At 71.4% G+C, this 15,773-nt stretch carries 16 protein-coding genes; 14 read left to right on the top strand and 2 right to left on the bottom strand.

Annotation, left to right across the window (positions count from 1 at the left end; translation table 11 throughout):
* The first annotated feature begins 108 nt into the window (after window positions 1-108).
* Together AB0I15_RS16575 and AB0I15_RS16570 are read left to right on the top strand one after the other, a co-directional pair.
* Window positions 109-1,035 carry a LysR family transcriptional regulator gene (locus AB0I15_RS16575; RefSeq protein WP_358095506.1) on the top strand — a complete coding sequence of 309 codons (927 nt, stop codon included), beginning with the start codon at window positions 109-111 and terminating at the stop codon, window positions 1,033-1,035.
* 82 nt (window positions 1,036-1,117) lie between these two features.
* Window positions 1,118-1,747, top strand: a complete 630-nt coding sequence (locus AB0I15_RS16570; RefSeq protein WP_358095505.1) for a carboxymuconolactone decarboxylase family protein — start codon at window positions 1,118-1,120, stop codon at window positions 1,745-1,747.
* An 83-nt stretch (window positions 1,748-1,830) separates the two neighbouring features.
* Here the strand turns inward: AB0I15_RS16570 and AB0I15_RS16565 are convergent, their stop codons facing one another.
* On the bottom strand, window positions 1,831-2,508 hold the full coding sequence (locus AB0I15_RS16565) for a GntR family transcriptional regulator (protein WP_358095503.1): 678 nt from the start codon (window positions 2,506-2,508) through the stop codon (window positions 1,831-1,833).
* 98 nt (window positions 2,509-2,606) lie between these two features.
* On the opposite strand from AB0I15_RS16565, the gene AB0I15_RS16560 reads away from it, so the two are divergent.
* The 12 genes from AB0I15_RS16560 (at window position 2,607) to AB0I15_RS16505 (ending at window position 14,690) form a co-directional block, all read left to right on the top strand.
* Window positions 2,607-3,410, top strand: coding sequence for an FAD binding domain-containing protein (locus tag AB0I15_RS16560; RefSeq protein WP_358095501.1), 804 nt, complete (start codon window positions 2,607-2,609; stop codon window positions 3,408-3,410).
* Window positions 3,411-3,489: 79 nt separating this feature from the next.
* Window positions 3,490-3,990, top strand: a complete 501-nt coding sequence (locus AB0I15_RS16555; protein WP_358095499.1) for a (2Fe-2S)-binding protein — start codon at window positions 3,490-3,492, stop codon at window positions 3,988-3,990.
* A complete protein-coding gene (locus tag AB0I15_RS16550) occupies window positions 3,987-5,396 on the top strand; it encodes a molybdopterin cofactor-binding domain-containing protein (protein WP_358095497.1) in 1,410 nt (469 codons plus the stop codon). The genes AB0I15_RS16555 and AB0I15_RS16550 overlap by 4 nt, the downstream gene beginning before the upstream one ends.
* A gap of 2 nt (window positions 5,397-5,398) precedes the next feature.
* Complete coding sequence (locus tag AB0I15_RS16545) at window positions 5,399-6,412, top strand: molybdopterin cofactor-binding domain-containing protein (protein ID WP_358095495.1); 1,014 nt, start codon at window positions 5,399-5,401, stop codon at window positions 6,410-6,412.
* Entirely contained in the window at window positions 6,406-6,708 is a 303-nt protein-coding gene (locus AB0I15_RS16540; RefSeq protein WP_358095493.1) for an EthD family reductase, read from the top strand. Before AB0I15_RS16545 ends, AB0I15_RS16540 begins: the two co-directional genes overlap by 7 nt.
* The gene (locus tag AB0I15_RS16535; RefSeq protein WP_358095491.1) at window positions 6,705-7,565 is read left to right on the top strand and encodes a MoxR family ATPase; all 861 of its coding nucleotides are present in this window, start codon (window positions 6,705-6,707) and stop codon (window positions 7,563-7,565) included. The genes AB0I15_RS16540 and AB0I15_RS16535 overlap by 4 nt, the downstream gene beginning before the upstream one ends.
* A complete protein-coding gene (locus AB0I15_RS16530) occupies window positions 7,558-8,736 on the top strand; it encodes a VWA domain-containing protein (RefSeq protein ID WP_358095489.1) in 1,179 nt (392 codons plus the stop codon). Before AB0I15_RS16535 ends, AB0I15_RS16530 begins: the two co-directional genes overlap by 8 nt.
* A gap of 38 nt (window positions 8,737-8,774) precedes the next feature.
* Complete coding sequence (locus tag AB0I15_RS16525; protein WP_358095487.1) at window positions 8,775-9,659, top strand: amidohydrolase family protein; 885 nt, start codon at window positions 8,775-8,777, stop codon at window positions 9,657-9,659.
* A 210-nt stretch (window positions 9,660-9,869) separates the two neighbouring features.
* A complete protein-coding gene (locus AB0I15_RS16520; protein WP_358095485.1) occupies window positions 9,870-11,000 on the top strand; it encodes a hypothetical protein in 1,131 nt (376 codons plus the stop codon).
* 435 nt (window positions 11,001-11,435) lie between these two features.
* Window positions 11,436-12,365, top strand: a complete 930-nt coding sequence (locus AB0I15_RS16515; RefSeq protein WP_358095483.1) for a hypothetical protein — start codon at window positions 11,436-11,438, stop codon at window positions 12,363-12,365.
* A 177-nt stretch (window positions 12,366-12,542) separates the two neighbouring features.
* A complete protein-coding gene (locus AB0I15_RS16510; RefSeq protein WP_358095481.1) occupies window positions 12,543-13,571 on the top strand; it encodes a helix-turn-helix domain-containing protein in 1,029 nt (342 codons plus the stop codon).
* 30 nt (window positions 13,572-13,601) lie between these two features.
* Window positions 13,602-14,690 (top strand): hypothetical protein, encoded by a 1,089-nt coding sequence (locus AB0I15_RS16505; RefSeq protein WP_358095479.1) that lies wholly within the window; start codon window positions 13,602-13,604, stop codon window positions 14,688-14,690.
* An 86-nt stretch (window positions 14,691-14,776) separates the two neighbouring features.
* On the opposite strand, the gene AB0I15_RS16500 is transcribed toward AB0I15_RS16505, so the two are convergent.
* Window positions 14,777-15,754 carry a MarR family transcriptional regulator gene (locus tag AB0I15_RS16500; protein ID WP_358095477.1) on the bottom strand — a complete coding sequence of 326 codons (978 nt, stop codon included), beginning with the start codon at window positions 15,752-15,754 and terminating at the stop codon, window positions 14,777-14,779.
* Window positions 15,755-15,773: the final 19 nt, after the last annotated feature.

Below are 15,773 nucleotides of genomic sequence, written 5' to 3'. Positions count from 1 at the left end.
CAGTCCTTCTTATCCTTTTCTCGTGGGGACCTGGGGTGGAGTGTGACGACGGGTTCGTGTTGGGCAGTGGTCTGGTGATGCTGGCCACCTGACTGTTAAGTTGGGCCGATGCTCACTCCGGCCCAGTTGCAGGCCATCCGTGAAGTGGTCGCCACCGGCTCGCTCAGGACGGCCGCCAAGCGGCTCGGATTCACCCCGTCGGCCATCTCCCAGCAGGTCTCCTCGCTGGAGCGGACCCTCGGGGTCCAGCTCTTCGAGCGGCTGCCGCGCAGCATCCGGCCCACCGCGGCGGGGGCCGAGCTGGCCCGCAAGGCCGCCAGGTTGCTGGCCGACCTGGAGGCGGCGGAGGAGGAGATGCGCTCCTTCGCCGTCGCCGACCGGGGCCGGCTGCGGCTCGGCAGCTTCTGGTCCGCCGGGTTCCGGCTGGTGCCGGCCGTACTGGCCGAGTTCCTCCGCGACCGCCCCAACGTGGACATCCGCTACGAGGAAGGCGATCCGCACAGGACGATTCCGGCGGTGAACGAGGGTCGCCTCGACCTGGCCGTGATCTTCGAGTACGGCATGGTGCCGCACAGCCGGCCGAAGGACCTGGACCTGACGCTGATCATGGAGGAGCCGCTCTACGTGCTCGTGCCGCCCGGTCATCGGCTGGCCGCCCGCAAGCGCATCCAGTTCGGCGAACTGTCCGCCGAACGGTGGATCTCCTACACCGAGGGCATGGACGCCTCACTCAACCTGTCGCACATCTGCGCGGCCAGCGGCTTCGACCCCGACGTGCTGTTCCGTACCAACGACTACAACCTGCCCTTCGAGCTCGTACGCAAGGGGCTGGGGGTGGCGATCGTGCCGGAGCTGGCGATGATCGAGTCGCACGACGTGTGCGTGTTCCGGCTCGGCGACACCTCCCACATCCGCAGGGTCTTCACCGTGTGCCGCGCCACCGACCCCAACCCCCTGCTCGGCCACGCGACGAACATGCTCGTCAGCGCCGCCGAATCCCTGCACCGGCGCACGGACCTCCCCATCGCCGTATGAGGCCCGGCCTCGCCACGGCATGACGATCGGCGCGCCCGGCGGTATGAAGGGGAGGAGAACCGTCGGCGGATGGGAGCCCGTTGTGCGGAAAGAGCAGCGCATCAGCTACGTGCCGCTCGAGTCGATGGACGAGGTGATGCGGCAGGAGATGCACAGATGTGCCCGTGAGGGCACGCCCAGGCCGGAGAGCTCGGCGGTGCGGGCGCACGCGCCGAACGCGTTCTGGGCGTTCGCCGACTCCTGGAAGGCGCTGTTCTACGACGGCGTGTGCGATCACGCGATCAAGGAGCTCTGCCGGGTCTACATCTCCCGGACGGTGAAGTGCGAGTTCTGCGGCAACCAGCGCTCGGTCAGAGCCTCCGGGCAGGGGCTGCTGGAGCGGCAGTACGACGAGCTGCTGAACTTCGAGTCCTCGCCGAGGTACGACGAGCGGCAGCGGGCGGCGCTCTCCTACGCCGAGGCGATCGCCTGGCGGCTCGACACCGGCGACGCGTTCTGGGAGCGCCTGCACCGGCACTTCTCCGAGGCCGAACTCGTCGAGCTCGGGTGCTTCGTCGCGCTCACCTTCGGCCAGCAGAGCTGGATCCGGCTGCTCGGCATCGACCATCACGAATACCTCGCGGGCACGTCGGCGGCGATGGCGCCGGGCTTCGAGAGCGCGGAGTCCGCGGCGGCCACCAAGGCCGGCGACGGCTACTGGGCGGCGGACTAGAACAGGCTCACCCCGACGCACCGGAAGCCGGCGCGCGGGGCCGGCTCGTGCGGGCCTGCCTGTGGTGAGGCGTTTGGGGGTGGTCAGCCTGCGGCGGAGTCGCGGGTGCGGCCGTGGGCGTCGTGCGGGAGGTCGGCGTAGTGCCATTGGTGGTCGCGGGCGTGCCTGCACGCGGCCTCCAGGTCGCCGGCCTCGATCGCGGCCAGCAGGTCGGCGTGGTCCTGGACGATGTCGTGCAGGTCGACCTCGGTGGCGACCATCGTGACCGACGTCCGCGCCTCGATCTGCAGGCCCTCCCAGGTGAGCTTGAGCAGCTCGTTGTGCGCGGCCTCGACGACGCGCCGGTGGAAGGACACGCTGGCGCGCGCCGACGCCTCCCCGTCTCCGCGCTCGGCGGCGGCCCGCATCGTCTCCACGTCCGCCCGCATGGCCTCGACCGGCACCGTTCCGGCCAGCAGGGCGAGCCGGGTGGCCGTCTCCTCCAGCGCGGCCCGCACGACGTAGCTTTCGCGCAGCGTCTCCTGGACGAAGGGCCGGACGAAGGTGCCGCGGCGCGGCTGGGTCTCCACCAGCCGCATGGCCTCCAGCTCGCGCAGCGCCTCGCGGACGGGTGCCTGGCTGGTGCCGTAGGTCGCCGCGAGTCGCGTCTCCACCAGCCGCTCGCCCGGACCGAAGTGGCCGGACACGATGCTGGCGACCAGCGAGTCGCGGATCTGCCGGGCCAGCGTGAGGCGCGGCAACTTGGCGGGCTCTTCGGTCATGAGGTGATCCTACCGATTATCGATTGTCGAGCCGGGTCCCTTGACGCTTCTGAGTCGATAATCAATTATCGATAATGATCTGCCAAGGAGGTCCGGACATGGCCATCCGCGCGGTGCACGTGCCGGAGTCAGCCGATGCCGCGGTCGCCCGTCTGGCGGGCGGTGGCTGGGTCATGGGGGGCGGCACGGTCGTGATGCCCCTGGTGAACAGCGGGGCCGCGCCCGTGACCGAGCTCGTCAGCCTGCGCCGGGCGGGGCTGGGCGGCGTCGAGGTGCGCGACGGGGCGGCCAGGATCGGGGCGGCGGCCACGTTCACCGAGGTCGGTGCGCATCCCGGGCTCGCGTTCCTGCGTCCGGCGCTGCGGACGATCGCCTCCCCTACCCTTCGCAACCAGGCCACCGTGGGCGGCAACCTGTTCGTGGCGCAGCCGTACGGCGATCTGGCCGTCTGCCTGCTGGCCCTCGAAGCGACCTGCGAGATCGCCGGCCCGGACAGGCGGCGGGACGCGCCCGTGGCCGACGTGCTGGCGTCCGGGATCGGCGCGGGCGAGGTCGTCGTCGCCGTACGGGTCGCGCTGCCCGAGCCGGGCACCTGGCACTACCACAAGGCCATGCGCCGCCGCCTGAACTCGGCGGCGATCGTGACCGTCGCCTCCGTCACCGGCGTCGACGGTGGCGTGGTGGCCTCGACCCGGATCGCGCTGGGCGGCGTCGCGCCACGTCCGGTGCGCGCGGTGTCGGCCGAGCGCCTGATGCTGGGCCGCCCGCTGACCCACGAGGCGCTCACCGAGGCGGGCGAGGCGGCCCGCGGCGACGCCGACCCCTTCGACGACGCCTACGCCAGCGCGTGGTACCGGACGCGGGTCCTGCCCGTGCACCTGCGCCGGGCCTTCCTCCCCTAACACCGATCACCAGCAGCGATCACCAGCAGCGATCACCAGCAAGGCCGCATCAGTCAGCCGCATCCGTAAGAGGTGGACCGTGCCGTCACAGATCGTCTCGCTCGTCGTCAACGGCGAGCAACGCGAGTTCATCGCCGCGCCGGGCGTCACGCTGCTCGCGAGCCTGCGCGAGTCGCTGGGGCTCACCGCGGCCAAGCGGGGCTGCGCGCAGGGCGCGTGCGGCACCTGTACCGTCCTGGTCGACGATCGGCCGGAGGTCTCCTGCCTGGTCGCGGTGGAGACCGTCGCGGGCAGCTCGATCCGCACGCTGGAGGGGGTCGCCGCCGGCGGTGAGCTGGACGAGGTGCAGAGCGCCTTCGTCGACTGCTTCGCCACCCAGTGCGGCTTCTGCACGGCCGGCATGATCATGGTCGCCGAGGCGCTGCTCGACCGGGACCCCGATCCGAGCGAGGAGGACGTCGTCGAGGCGATCTCGGGCAACGTCTGCCGGTGCACCGGCTACCGGCCCATCGTGATCGCCATTCTCGAGGCGGCCAGGCGTCGCCGCGAGCGGGCCCCGCAAGGGGCGGTGTCGCGATGAGCTACCGGCTCGCCCCGATCGACACGACCACCTTCACCGCCGAGCGGGCCGCCGCGGCCACGGGCGCGGACGGCGGTGACCTCACCGTCATCGGCTCGGTGGTGCAGCGCTCCGACGCCCGCGGGCACGTCACGGGGCGTACCGAGTTCTTCGAGGACGTGGCCCCGCCGCGGCTCGCCCACCTGAAGATGCACCGCTCGGCCCGGCACCACGCCAGGATCCTGGACGTGGACCTGACCGAGGCCCTCGCCGTGCCGCGCGTCCTGCGGATCCTCACCCACGCCGACATCCCGAACAACCTCTTCACCCCGCTCAAGCTGATCGGTGTCGGGCCGGACGACGAGCCCATCCTGGCCGTGGACAAGGTGCGCTACCTCGGCGAGCCGATCTGCGCCGTGGTCGCCGAGACCGAGGCGGCCGCGCTGGAAGGGGCCGCCCGGATCAAGGTCACCTACGAGGACCTGCCGCCGGTCTTCGACGTCGAGGAGGCGCTGGCGGAGGGTGCGCCGCTGGTCAACGAGTACCACGGGCAGAACCACTTCATCTACGAGGGCCATCACTGCCGGCGCATCCGGTTCGGCGACGTGGAGGAGGCGTTCGCGCGGGCCGACCACGTCTTCGAGTGGCGCTACCAGTCCGCGCCGATCGAGCAGGCCCCCGTCGAGACCACCGGCTGCGTCGTCGTCCCGCAGGCCGACGGGCGGCTGCGCATCCACTCCGACACCCAGGCGTGCTTCTTCACCCTGGACAACACGGCCCTGATCCTGGAGACGCCCTTCAACAAGCTGCGCATCGTCGGCGGCACGGTCGGCGGCGGCTTCGGCGGCAAGGTGGACGTGGTGGTCGAGCCGGTCGCGTGCGTGGCCGCGATGCTGGCCGACCGCCCGGTCAGGTTCGTCTACGACCGGGCCGAGGAGATGCAGGTCTCCTCGCCGCGCGCCGCCGAGCGCATCTACATCAAGGACGCGGTCATGAACGACGGCCGGATCATCGGCCGCAAGGTCACCCTGTACGTCGACGCCGGCGCGTACGCCCGCCACAGCCCGTACGGCACCACGAAGGCCGCCGCGCACCTGCCCGGCCCCTACTCGATCCCGAACGTGTGGGCCGACTGCCACTGCGTGTTCACCAACCGCACGCCGTCCAGCGCCATGCGCGGCTTCGGCGTGACCATCGCCGACTTCGCGCTGGAGTCGCAGATGGACCAGATCGCCCGCGCGCTGGATCTGGACCCGCTGCGCCTGCGCCTGCTCAACGCCTACCGCGACGGGGACCTCAAGGCCCACCGCAAGGTCGCCGAGGGCACCGCCCTGGTCGAAGTGATCCAGAAAGCGGCGGAGATGGCCGGGCACGAGCTGCCCGAGGCGTACCGGCGGATGTCCTCCACGACCAGGGAAGGGCTGTAGCGATGGCGAAGCTGCGCGGGCGAGGGTACGCCTCGGTGAACTACCCGACCGGCATGAACCTGGGCGGCGACCCCTCGCAGGCGCTGATCCACGCCACGACCACGGGTACGTTCGTGATCTCGCTGTCCTCGGTGGACCTGGGGCAGGGCATCAAGACGATCGCCGCCCAGTGCGCCGCGGAGACGCTCGGCCTGCCGATCGAGAACGTGCTCGTCGACACCGCCGACACCGACACCGGCCCGCACTGCATGGGCACGTTCGCCAGCCGTGGCACCCACCGGGTCGGCAACGCCGTCATCATGGCCGCGGCCGAGGCGCGCGCCGTGATGCTGGAGGTCGCCGCCGAAGAGCTGGAGGTCGACGCCGGGGACCTGGAGACCGACGGCACCGGCTTCATCCGGCTCAAGGGCGCGGAGGAGAAGGGCATCCACATCACCGACCTGGCGCTGGCCGCGCACTTCAAGCACGGCCGGACGATCTCCGGCCGCGGCATCTACCTCAAGGAGCCGAGCACGCCGGTGCCCGAGACGGGGGAGATGGACCCCGACTCCTGCCAGGCGCACGCGTGCACGGCCGCCGTCGTCGAGGTCGACGACGAGACCGGGGTGGTCGAGGTGCTGGAGCTGTACAACGCCTACGAGGTCGGCCGGGCGCTCAACCCGGCCATGGCGACGCAGCAGGTGGAGGGCGGGGCCTGGATGGGCGTCTCGCACGCTCTGTTCGAGACCACCGAGCCCTACTACCCGTCGCGCGACCACGGGCCGCGCGACTTCGCCGGATATCTGATGCCCGGCCCCGCCGACATCCCGGTCCAGCACAGCCTGTTCATGGAGCGCCCGGCCGCGAACGGGCCGTACGGCGCGAAGGGGATCGGCGAGATGACGGCGAACGCGCCGATCCCGGCCATCGCCAACGCGATCTTCGACGCCTGCGGTGTGCGCCTGACGTCGATGCCCTTCACCCCCGAACGCGTCCTGCGAGGGCTGGACGCCCTGCATATGGAGGAACCATGTTGAAAGTCATCTCGCTGCTGAAGCGTGCCGAGGGCCTGTCCCACGAGGAGTTCGCCAAGTGGGTGGTGGAGGACCACGTCGAGTTCGCCAGGAAGCTGCCCGGCCTGCGGAGGTACACGGTGAGCGTGACCAACGACGACGGCGGGGCGTACGACTCGGTGAACGAGCTGTACTTCGACGACGAGGACGCCCGCGCCGCCGCGTTCGGCTCCGAGCACGGCAAGGCCGCCGCGGCCGACGCCGCCGCGCACACCTCCCAGCGCGTCCACCTGCTGACCACCGAGCACGCGCAGTTGTGACACTCGACCCCGGCGAGCTGGGCGCGGCGCTGGAACGGAAGGGCTACTTCGCCGACGAGGGGCTGTGCACGGCCGTCCACCTGGCGCTGCGGCTGGGCCGGCCGTTGTTGCTGGAGGGCGAGCCGGGCGTCGGCAAGACCGAGGTCGCCTCGGTGCTCTCGCGCGTCACCGGCCTGGACCTGATCCGGCTGCAGTGCTTCGAGGGGCTGGACTCCGGCCAGGCCCTGTACGAGTGGGACTATCCCAAGCAGCTCCTCCAGGTCCGGGTGGCGGAGAGCCGCGGTCAGGACGTCGGCGACCTGTACCGCGAGGAGTTCCTGCTGCGCCGGCCGCTGCTGCGCGCGGTGCGGGCCGAGCGGGGCGCGGTGCTGCTGATCGACGAGATCGACCGGGCCGACAGCGAGTTCGAGGCGTTCCTGCTGGAGTTCCTGGGCGACTTCCAGATCACGATCCCGGAGCTGGGCACCGTACGGGCGCGCACACCGCCGATCGTGGTGCTGACCTCCAACCGCACCCGCGAACTGCACGACGCGCTCAAGCGGCGCTGCCTCTACCACTGGATCGCCTTTCCCGAGCCGGGCCGCGAGCGGGCGATCCTGCGCGCGGCCGTCCCCGGGATGGAGGAACGGGCGGCGGAGGGGCTGGTGCGGGCGGTGCAGCGCGTACGCCGGTTGCCGCTGCTCAAACGGCCCGGCATCGCCGAGTCGGTGGAGTGGGCCCGCGGCGCGATGGCGCTGGCCGAGGGCGGCAGCCCGTGGCCCGTGGCCCTGCGCCGGGCGCTCGGCCTGCTGATCAAGGACGAGGAGGACACCCGGCTGCTGCTCGCGCATGCCGAGGAGGTGTTCGGCGATGCCTGACCCCGCCACGCTCGCCGCCGACCATCTGTGGGGGTTCCTGACCGCGCTGCGCGGCGCGGGCGTGACCGCCGCGCCGACCAAGCGGGCGGACCTGCTGCGGACGATCGCCGAGTCCCCGCCGCCCGACCCGGCCAGGCTCTACTGGTACGCCCGCATCACCCTGCTCCAGGACGTGGCCGACCTGCCCGCCTTCGACCGCGTCTTCGACGCCTGGTTCCGGCAGGGCGGCCCCCTGCCCGCCGACGCGCGGCTCGAAGCGGACGACGGCGCGCAGTCCCCCGGTGGGCCCGGCGAGGACGACCCGCCGCCCCGCGAGGTGCGGCCGGGCGACGGCATCGAGGCCAGCGTCCTGAGCACGTACGGCACGCGCGACTTCGGCCGGACCGGCGAACGCCGGGCCGCGTTCATGCGCGCGCTCGAAGCCGCCTGGCCCGCCGCGCTGCCCGCCGTCCCGTCGCGGCGGCGGCGTCCGGCCAGGTCGGGGGACCGGCTGGACGTGCGGCACGCGTGGCGACGGGCGCAGCGCCACCACGGGGAGATCATCCAGCTCCGCCGCCTCGCCCGCCCACCGCGCCCGCGCCGCCTGCTGCTCCTCGTCGACGTCTCCGGCTCGCTCCGGCGGCACACCCCGGACCTGCTCCGCGCCGCGCACACCGCGCTGCGCGCGGCGCCGGCCCGTACCGAGGTTTTCACCTTCGGCACCCGGCTCACCCGGATCACCGCCGCGCTCTCGCACCCGCACGCCGACCAGGCGCTGCGCGCCGTGTCGAGGCTGGTCACGGACGCCGACGGCGGTACGGCGATCGGCGCGGCGCTGGGACGATTCCTGGCCAACCCGCGTTTCGTGGCGCTCGCCCGGGGAGCGCTCGTGATCGTGCTGTCCGACGGGCTCGAACGCGGCGACCCCGACCCCATGGTGCGCGCCACGGCCCGGCTGTCGCGGCTCGGCCACCGGCTCGTCTGGTGGTCCCCGCTGGCCTGTTCGCCGGCCTACCGTCCCGTCACCCGCGCCATGGCCGCACAGCTCCCGAGCCTGGACCACCTCGGCGGCGTCCGGGACCTGCCCACCGCGCTGGAGGAGGTCCGCCGCCTGCCCGCCGTCCTGTCCGGCCCCCGCCGTCTCGCGGCGCGGCGCTGGTCCGCACCACGATCCAGGGGAACAACCCGATGACCTCCTCTTCCTCCCACGGCTCTTCCTCCCACGGCCCAGTGGGGATCGTCGACTCGCACCACCACATCTGGCGCGCCGCCGACCTGCCCTGGCTGCAGGGGGAGATGGTCCCGCGCATCTTCGGCCCGTACGAGCCGATCCGCCGTGACTATCCCGCCTCCGAGTACGTCGCGGAGGCCACCGCCTGCGGCATCACCTCGGCGGTCTACGTCCAGGCCAACTGGTCGCTGGATCGCTGCGTGGAGGAGGTGCGGTGGTTGCGCGACGTACACGTCGAGACCGGCTGGCCCACGGCCGTGGTGGGCTCCGCCGACCTGTTCGACGAGGGCGCGGTCGAGGTCATGCGCCGGCAGGCCGCCGTCACCCCGCTCGTCCGCGGCACCCGCCTGCAACTGCACTGGCACGAGCGGCCGGAGTTCCGCTACGCCGCCGCCCCCGACCGGATGAAGGACCCGGTCTTCCGGCGCAACATCGCCGCGCTCGCCGACCTCGGCTGGCTGTTCGAGCTCCAGGTGTTCCCCGCGCAGATGGCCGACGCCGCGGCCCTCGTGGCGGACTTCCCGGACGTCACGTTCGTGCTGGTTCACGCCGGGATGCCGGTGGGGTCGGAGCCGGCGGTCGTCGAGGAGTGGACTCGCGGCCTGCGGCTCCTGGCCGAGCGGCCCAACGTCGTGGTGAAGCTCACCGGTCAGGGCACCTTCGTGCGTCGCGTGGACCGGCCGCTGATCGAGCGGGTGGCCGCCACCTGCCTGGACCTGTTCGGGTCCCGCCGCTGCATGTGGGGCAGCAACTTCCCGATCGAGAAACTCTGGACCGATCTGGGCACCCTGGTCTCCACCTGGCAGGAGGTGCTCTCGGGCCGATCCGGGGAGGAGAGGGAGGACGTGTTCGCCGCGACCGCCACCCGCGTCTACCGCCTGTGACCGGTGCCGTGCGGGGTTGACCTGTCGATGTCCACCCAGGTTGCGCGCGGGCCGGACGATCTCCGTCGCCGCCCTCCGGCTCCGTGTGCCGGGGTGCCGCGGGCGACCACTGGACGATCTCGGACAAAACCCCCTGGCTGGTCAATGTGTGGAGCAATAAGCAGGCCTCCAAGAAGGTCCATCGGACCGACGTCCCTCACGGAGGCACTCATGAATATTCGATCAAGGCGACACATCACGTACGCCGCTCTGGCCGGTGTCCTGGCGCTCGGCGGAACGGGGCTCACCATAGGGGCCGCGACGGCGCAGCTCGAGAACGACGACCCGGATCTGACCATGGTCGAGAAGGCGGCGGCGGACAAGAGCGACTCGCTCATGGCCGCCGCCACCTCCAAGGAGGCCGACCCGGCCGAGGACGGCGAGTCGGAGGAGATCACCGTCGCCGACGAGGCGGACGACCCGGAGGAAGGCTCCGAGGAGTCGTCCTCGGAAACCGACTCCACGGACGAGACCACCACCGAGTCCGACGAGTCCGACGAGTCCGACGAGTCCGACGAGACCGAGGAGAGCGAGGAGTCCGACGAGAGCGAGGAGAGCGAGGAGTCCGAGGAGTCCGACGACGCCGAGAAGGCCGACAAGACCGTCGCCGAGGTCGGCGCCGATGAGGTCGAGGAGGTCACCGAGGAGGAGCAGGCCACCACCGAGCTCACCGAGGAGCAGGCCCGCTGCCCGTTCACCACGATCTACAAGGGCAGCGTCAAGCAGATGCTGATCAAGCGTGAGGGCGGCGCGCGGACCAAGGCGTACAACGCCGGTGAGAAGACCAGGAAGGGCAAGAGCCGCAACATCGTCACCATCGGGATCGGCTTCAACATGAGCCGCGGCGACGCCCGGACCATCATCAACCGCATCCTGAGCGAGACGAGCCCGCAGTCCGCGCAGGCCGACATCAAGTCCGGCCAGGCGTTCGACGACCTCAAGGCGGGGGTGAGCGAGCTGACGGACGAGCAGGTGACGATGCTGTTCGAGGTCTCCTACGAGGAGGCCAAGGAACTGGTCACGCGGCGGGGCATCGAGAGCTTCGACAAGCTGCCGCGGGCCGTGCAGGCGGCGTTGATCGACGTGGCGTTCATGCGGCCGGGCAACATCAACGACATCGCCGACGAGGTCAACCTGGCGACCCAGGCGGCCATGGCGAAGAAGCAGTCGCTGAGCAGCGCGAACTATGAGCCGGCCGCCAAGCGGCTGGAGACGTTCGGCAAGATCGCCGCGAAGCGGGGGCAGGGCGGTAACAAGATCCGGTTCGAGCAGGATGCCGCGATGCTGCGTAACAAGTGCTGAGTCCTTTCACTGAACCCCGCTGAATGGATCGGGTCGTGCCCGGGTTTCCCCCGAAACCCGGGCACGACCCTTTTCCATGACCGCCCCTGCACCCCGTCTCAGCCTCGCGCCGCGAGCCGGTCCCGCCCACCGGAGGCGTCGGGATCGAGGGGAGCCGGGCCGGAGAGGGCGGCGGTGTGTGGACGGCGGCGGCGGGGTTCGGGCACCCGGGGGCGGGCGCTCCCGTACAGGACCGGTGAGCAGCCGCGGCGGTGGAGCCCCCGTGTGGTCAACGGTTTGAGGCGCTGGACAACGTCCCCATCTGGATGGTCATCAATGAGCCCCGTAATCAGGAAACGCAGGCAACTTCCGGACGCGCTTCGGCGCCCCGGGGCGGCGGCTCCCGAACGAGTGGGCCCTCCCTCGCCGATCGCGTCACCATGAGAGGAAAACAACATGAGAGCACCTTCGAAGCTTCGTCTTACCGTGGCCGGGCTGGCGGTCGGCGGTGTGCTGGTCGGCACCGGCCTCACCGGCGCCCCGGCGCAGGCGCAGACGGTGGACCCGTTCGGGCTCGGCGGTTCGTCGGGCGGCAGCTCGTTCGACTTCGGCTTCGGCTCCGGGCTCACCCAGCCGCTGCCGTCGGACCAGGGCAACAGCGGCTCCGGGCTCGGCGACTTCTTCAAGGACCTGGGCAAGAACCTCGGCAAGGAGCTGGGCAACCGGGCGATCGACTCGCTGCTCAACCGGAACAAGGGTGGCGGCAACACCACCACCCAGCCCAACACCTCGACCGGCGAGGGCACCGTACAGTCCGACGACCCGAGCCTGACCCAGCAGTTGCCCAGCACGACCGGCGCGGGCAGGCGCATCCCCGAATCGATCGAGAAGGTTCTGCGGGAGGCCGGCGTCAACTTCGTGGACTGGCTGGTCAAGCGGCAGCCGGGCAGCAAGCGCAACGGGATGGGCTCCTTCGGCCAGCCGGACCGGTACTTCCGCGCGGAGCTGCAGCGGCAGTCCTGCCGCGTCCCCGGCTACGTGCGCCTCTTCGGTACGACGGTCGGCAAGGGCCGGTTCACGCCGAGCACCTTCATCGGCGGCGACAACCTGGGCAGGACGCTCGTCGTCGGCCGGAACTCCTTCCTGGCCCCGTTCGGCGACAAGCTGAAGAGGTTCAGCACGGTCAACTTCGTCTTCCTGTCGAAGAAGGGTGCCGAGGTCCTGCGTCCGCAGCCCCGCGTCGCCAGGAACACGGTCCTGGAGGACCGCGTCCGGTACTCCACGGACTTCCTGAAGAGGGGCGTCAAGTACACCGTGATCGTCCGGTACGTCAACACCTGCAACGAGCCGGTCGTGGACGTCCTCGGCAAGGTGCGGCGCCGATAGTCCGGAAATCTCCGGATCGCCGTGCGCGGGGTGGCCCCGATCCAGGGGTCACCCCGCCGGCATGTGATTTAGGGACGGGAACTGTCTGGTCATTGTCAATTCCGAAATTCAAAGGATCAGTCCGCCGGCCAGGTAGCCACGAATAGGGGCCGACAGTTCGTATCGCCAGGGGGCACGATGATCTACCAAGACACCACCACCCGAGGCAGGCGGGAACGGCCGGTCCCGCCTGGCCCGCTTCAGGAGTTCGCCCAGGGACTGCGCGACCTGCGGGCGGCGGCGGGCAACCCGAGCTACCGGGCCATGGAGCGTAAAGCGGGATATTCGTCGTCGGCGCTGTCGGCGGCGGCGTCAGGGGACAGGCTGCCGAGCCTGTCGGTCACGAAGGCGTACGTGGGGGCGTGCGGCGGTGACCAGGACGCGTGGGCCAGGAAGTGGAACACGCTGAGAGCGGATCTGGACAACAAGTCCCACGACGGCGAGGCCCCCGCGGGCGTCGCGCGTCCGGCGGCCGGGGGCCGCCCGGCGCAGGGGCGGCTGAGCCGCCGCGCCGTCAAGCTCTCGGCGCTCCTCGTCGCGCTGGGGGTGACCGGGCTGACCGGGCTGGTCACGGCCGGCGCGCTCGGCGACAGCGTGCTGTTCCGGTCGGTCTCGACCACGGGCGGCCAGCCGAAGCAGGCGCCGCAGGCGCCGGACAGGAGTCCCGCGTTCACCGCGGTCGCCGGGCCGAGCTGCCCGCGCGACACCACGCGGAGCGTCCGCATCGACGCGATGCCGGGCCGGGACGGCTGGAAGGACGCCGGCGCCTCCGGCTGGACCGGCGCGGGCTGCGGGGACAGCTTCCTGTTCTCGGAGCTGACCTACGACGCGCGGGCGAAGGCGCGTCTGCGCAACGCCTTCCAGTGGCGCTTCACCACGGGGCTGCGTGGCCCCCACCAGTGCACGCTGACGGTCTACGTCCCGAGGTCGGGGCTGGCCGGGCAGCGCGTCTGGTACACGGTGAGCGACGGCTTCGACGAGGAGGCGCGCACGGTGGGGGAGTTCACCCTCGACCAGCGCATGCGGCAGGGCCAGTGGGTGCCGGCTCCGGTTCCCCTGGTCGTCACCAGCGGTCTGGTCATCGTGGAGATCACCGACACCGGCCGCGGCAACACCACAGGCAACCAGGCCATGGCAGCCGGCCCGGTCCGGCTGTCATGCCCGTGACCACGACCGACACGATCGCTGGGGGGCACGATGACGAGCAAGGACACGATCCAGGAATTACCGCGCGGCAGCAGGCCCCGGGGGCGGCACGCGCGGCCGGCGGCGCCCGATCCGCTGAAGGAGTTCGCCCGCGGGCTGCGCGATCTGCGGGCCGCGGCGGGCGGTCCGAGTCACCGCGCGATGAAGCGCAGGACGGGACATCCGGCCGCCGACCTGTCGGCGGCGGCGTCGGGGGACGCGCTGCCGAGCCTGGCGACCACGCAGGCGTACGTGGCCGCGTGCGGCGGCGACGAGCATGAGTGGACCAGGAAATGGCACGTCGTCAACGCGCTGCTGCGGGTGCGCAACAGCGACCGGGTGTACGAGACGGTGGAGTACCCACGACTGGGACCGGCTCCGGAGCCGGCGCCGCCCGTCAGGAAGCGCCCGTCCATCAAGACGTGGGTGATCGTCGGGGTGCTCGCGCAGATCGCGGTGCCCACGGCGCTGCTGGTCTACCAGAACCAGGTCCCCGTGGCCGTGCCGGTCGCGGGCCGTCAGGAGGCGTCCCCCTCCGCCACCACCTCGCAGTCCGCGCGCCCGGCGCCGCGCGGCACGAAGGCCGGCGCCGTCCGGCCCGCGTTCGTGGCGGTGGCCGGTCCCGGCTGCCCGCGTGACGCCAGGAGGAGCGTGCGCATCGACGGCCTGCCGGGCCGGGACGGCTGGAAGGACGCCAGCGTCCCCGGCTGGCGAGGCGCGGGCTGCGGCGACGGCTTCCTGTTCTCGGAGCTGACCTACGACGCGCGCAAGGCCGTTCATCCGAGCAACAGCTTCCAGTGGCGCTTCACGACCGGGCTGGCCGGCCGGCGTGAGTGCTACGTGGGGGTGTACGTCCCCAAGACCGGCTTCGCCGGCCAGCGGGTCTGGTACACGGTCACCGACGGCTTCGACCAGGACGCCCGCACGGTCGCGGAGTTCACCCTCGACCAGCGCATGCGCCAGGGCAAGTGGGTCCCGGGCCCGGTGCCCGTCACGATCACCAGCGGCCTGGCGATGGTGGAGATCACCGACACCGGCAGGGGCAACACGACGGGCGACCTGGCCATGGTGGCCGGCCCGGTGCGGCTCGCCTGCCTCTGACGAGGGTCGCGCCCGGACCCCCGCGTACGGGTCCGCGCCGCCGGGGCGAGGTCACCCCAGACCTCGCCACCGGACACGCCGGTGAATCAGGAGCTGAAGAGATCGAGCAGGGCGGCGCCGCGCGCGGTCCGGTGCACGTAGATCTCCCTGCCGTCGCGCCGCCGGGTGACCAGTCCCGCCGACTCGAGGCGGTTGCAGTGGTAGGTGATCACGCTGGGGTGGCATTTGATGCGCCTGGCCAGGACACCCATCGACAGCGGCTGGTCGACGCTGATCAGGATGGTCGCCCGCGCGTCGCCGAAGAGGAACCCGAGCTGCTCCTCGACACTCTTCGCCCGCGGTGTCGGGACCGTCATCGGCGAGTGCGGCAGGGGGTAGCCGATCCAGACGACGTCCGGGCTGTCGAGGCGGGCCATGATCGAGTTCGGCCCGGCGAGCATGGGCATCAGCACCAGGCCCTTGGACTCGATGGAGAACTCTTCGGGCTCGAAGTCGGGCAGGCTCCACTTGCCCTCGCGGAAGGTGCAGTCGTCGTGCAGGTCGTCGAGCACGACGTCGAGTGCTCCGCGGGCGCTGGCCACGGCGACCCGCTCGACCTCGCGATCGAAGCTCGTGCGGGCCTGCTGCCACTCCGGGAGCATGGTGGACCACACCTGCTCCAGGAGGTCGGCATAGCCGAGCAGCCAGCGGCGGGGCGCCTTCATGGCGGGCCGCCAGCGGGGCGGCAGGTCCCCGTTGGTCATGGAGTGCAGCTCCAGTTGCAGCACGTCGGGCGGCAGATCGCGGAGCATTTCGACCTGCGTGGAAACGTCCAGGTCCCGGCTGACGTCTCCGGGGATCAGCACGTCGGGAAGCACGGAGGAGCCGGGCGCCGCGAGCGAACGCACCACCGTTTCGTCCGGCGTCCCAGCGGCGGACTGCACCAGTTGCCGCCACCGCTCGGGGGCGCCCTTGTCCCGGCCCGCGAGCACATCGCAGATCAGGGCGAGCATGGACAGCCCGGGGGTCAACGTCACGGTCACGGGAACCCGATCAAGCCGCTCGATGATCAGGTGCGTGCGCATAAAGTGCGACTTCCTTTCG

The organism is Nonomuraea sp. NPDC050643, assembly GCF_040654715.1.
Lineage (GTDB): Bacteria > Actinomycetota > Actinomycetes > Streptosporangiales > Streptosporangiaceae > Nonomuraea.
Note: the sequence above shows the minus strand (reverse complement) of the source record. Positions and strands in the feature narration are given on the sequence as shown.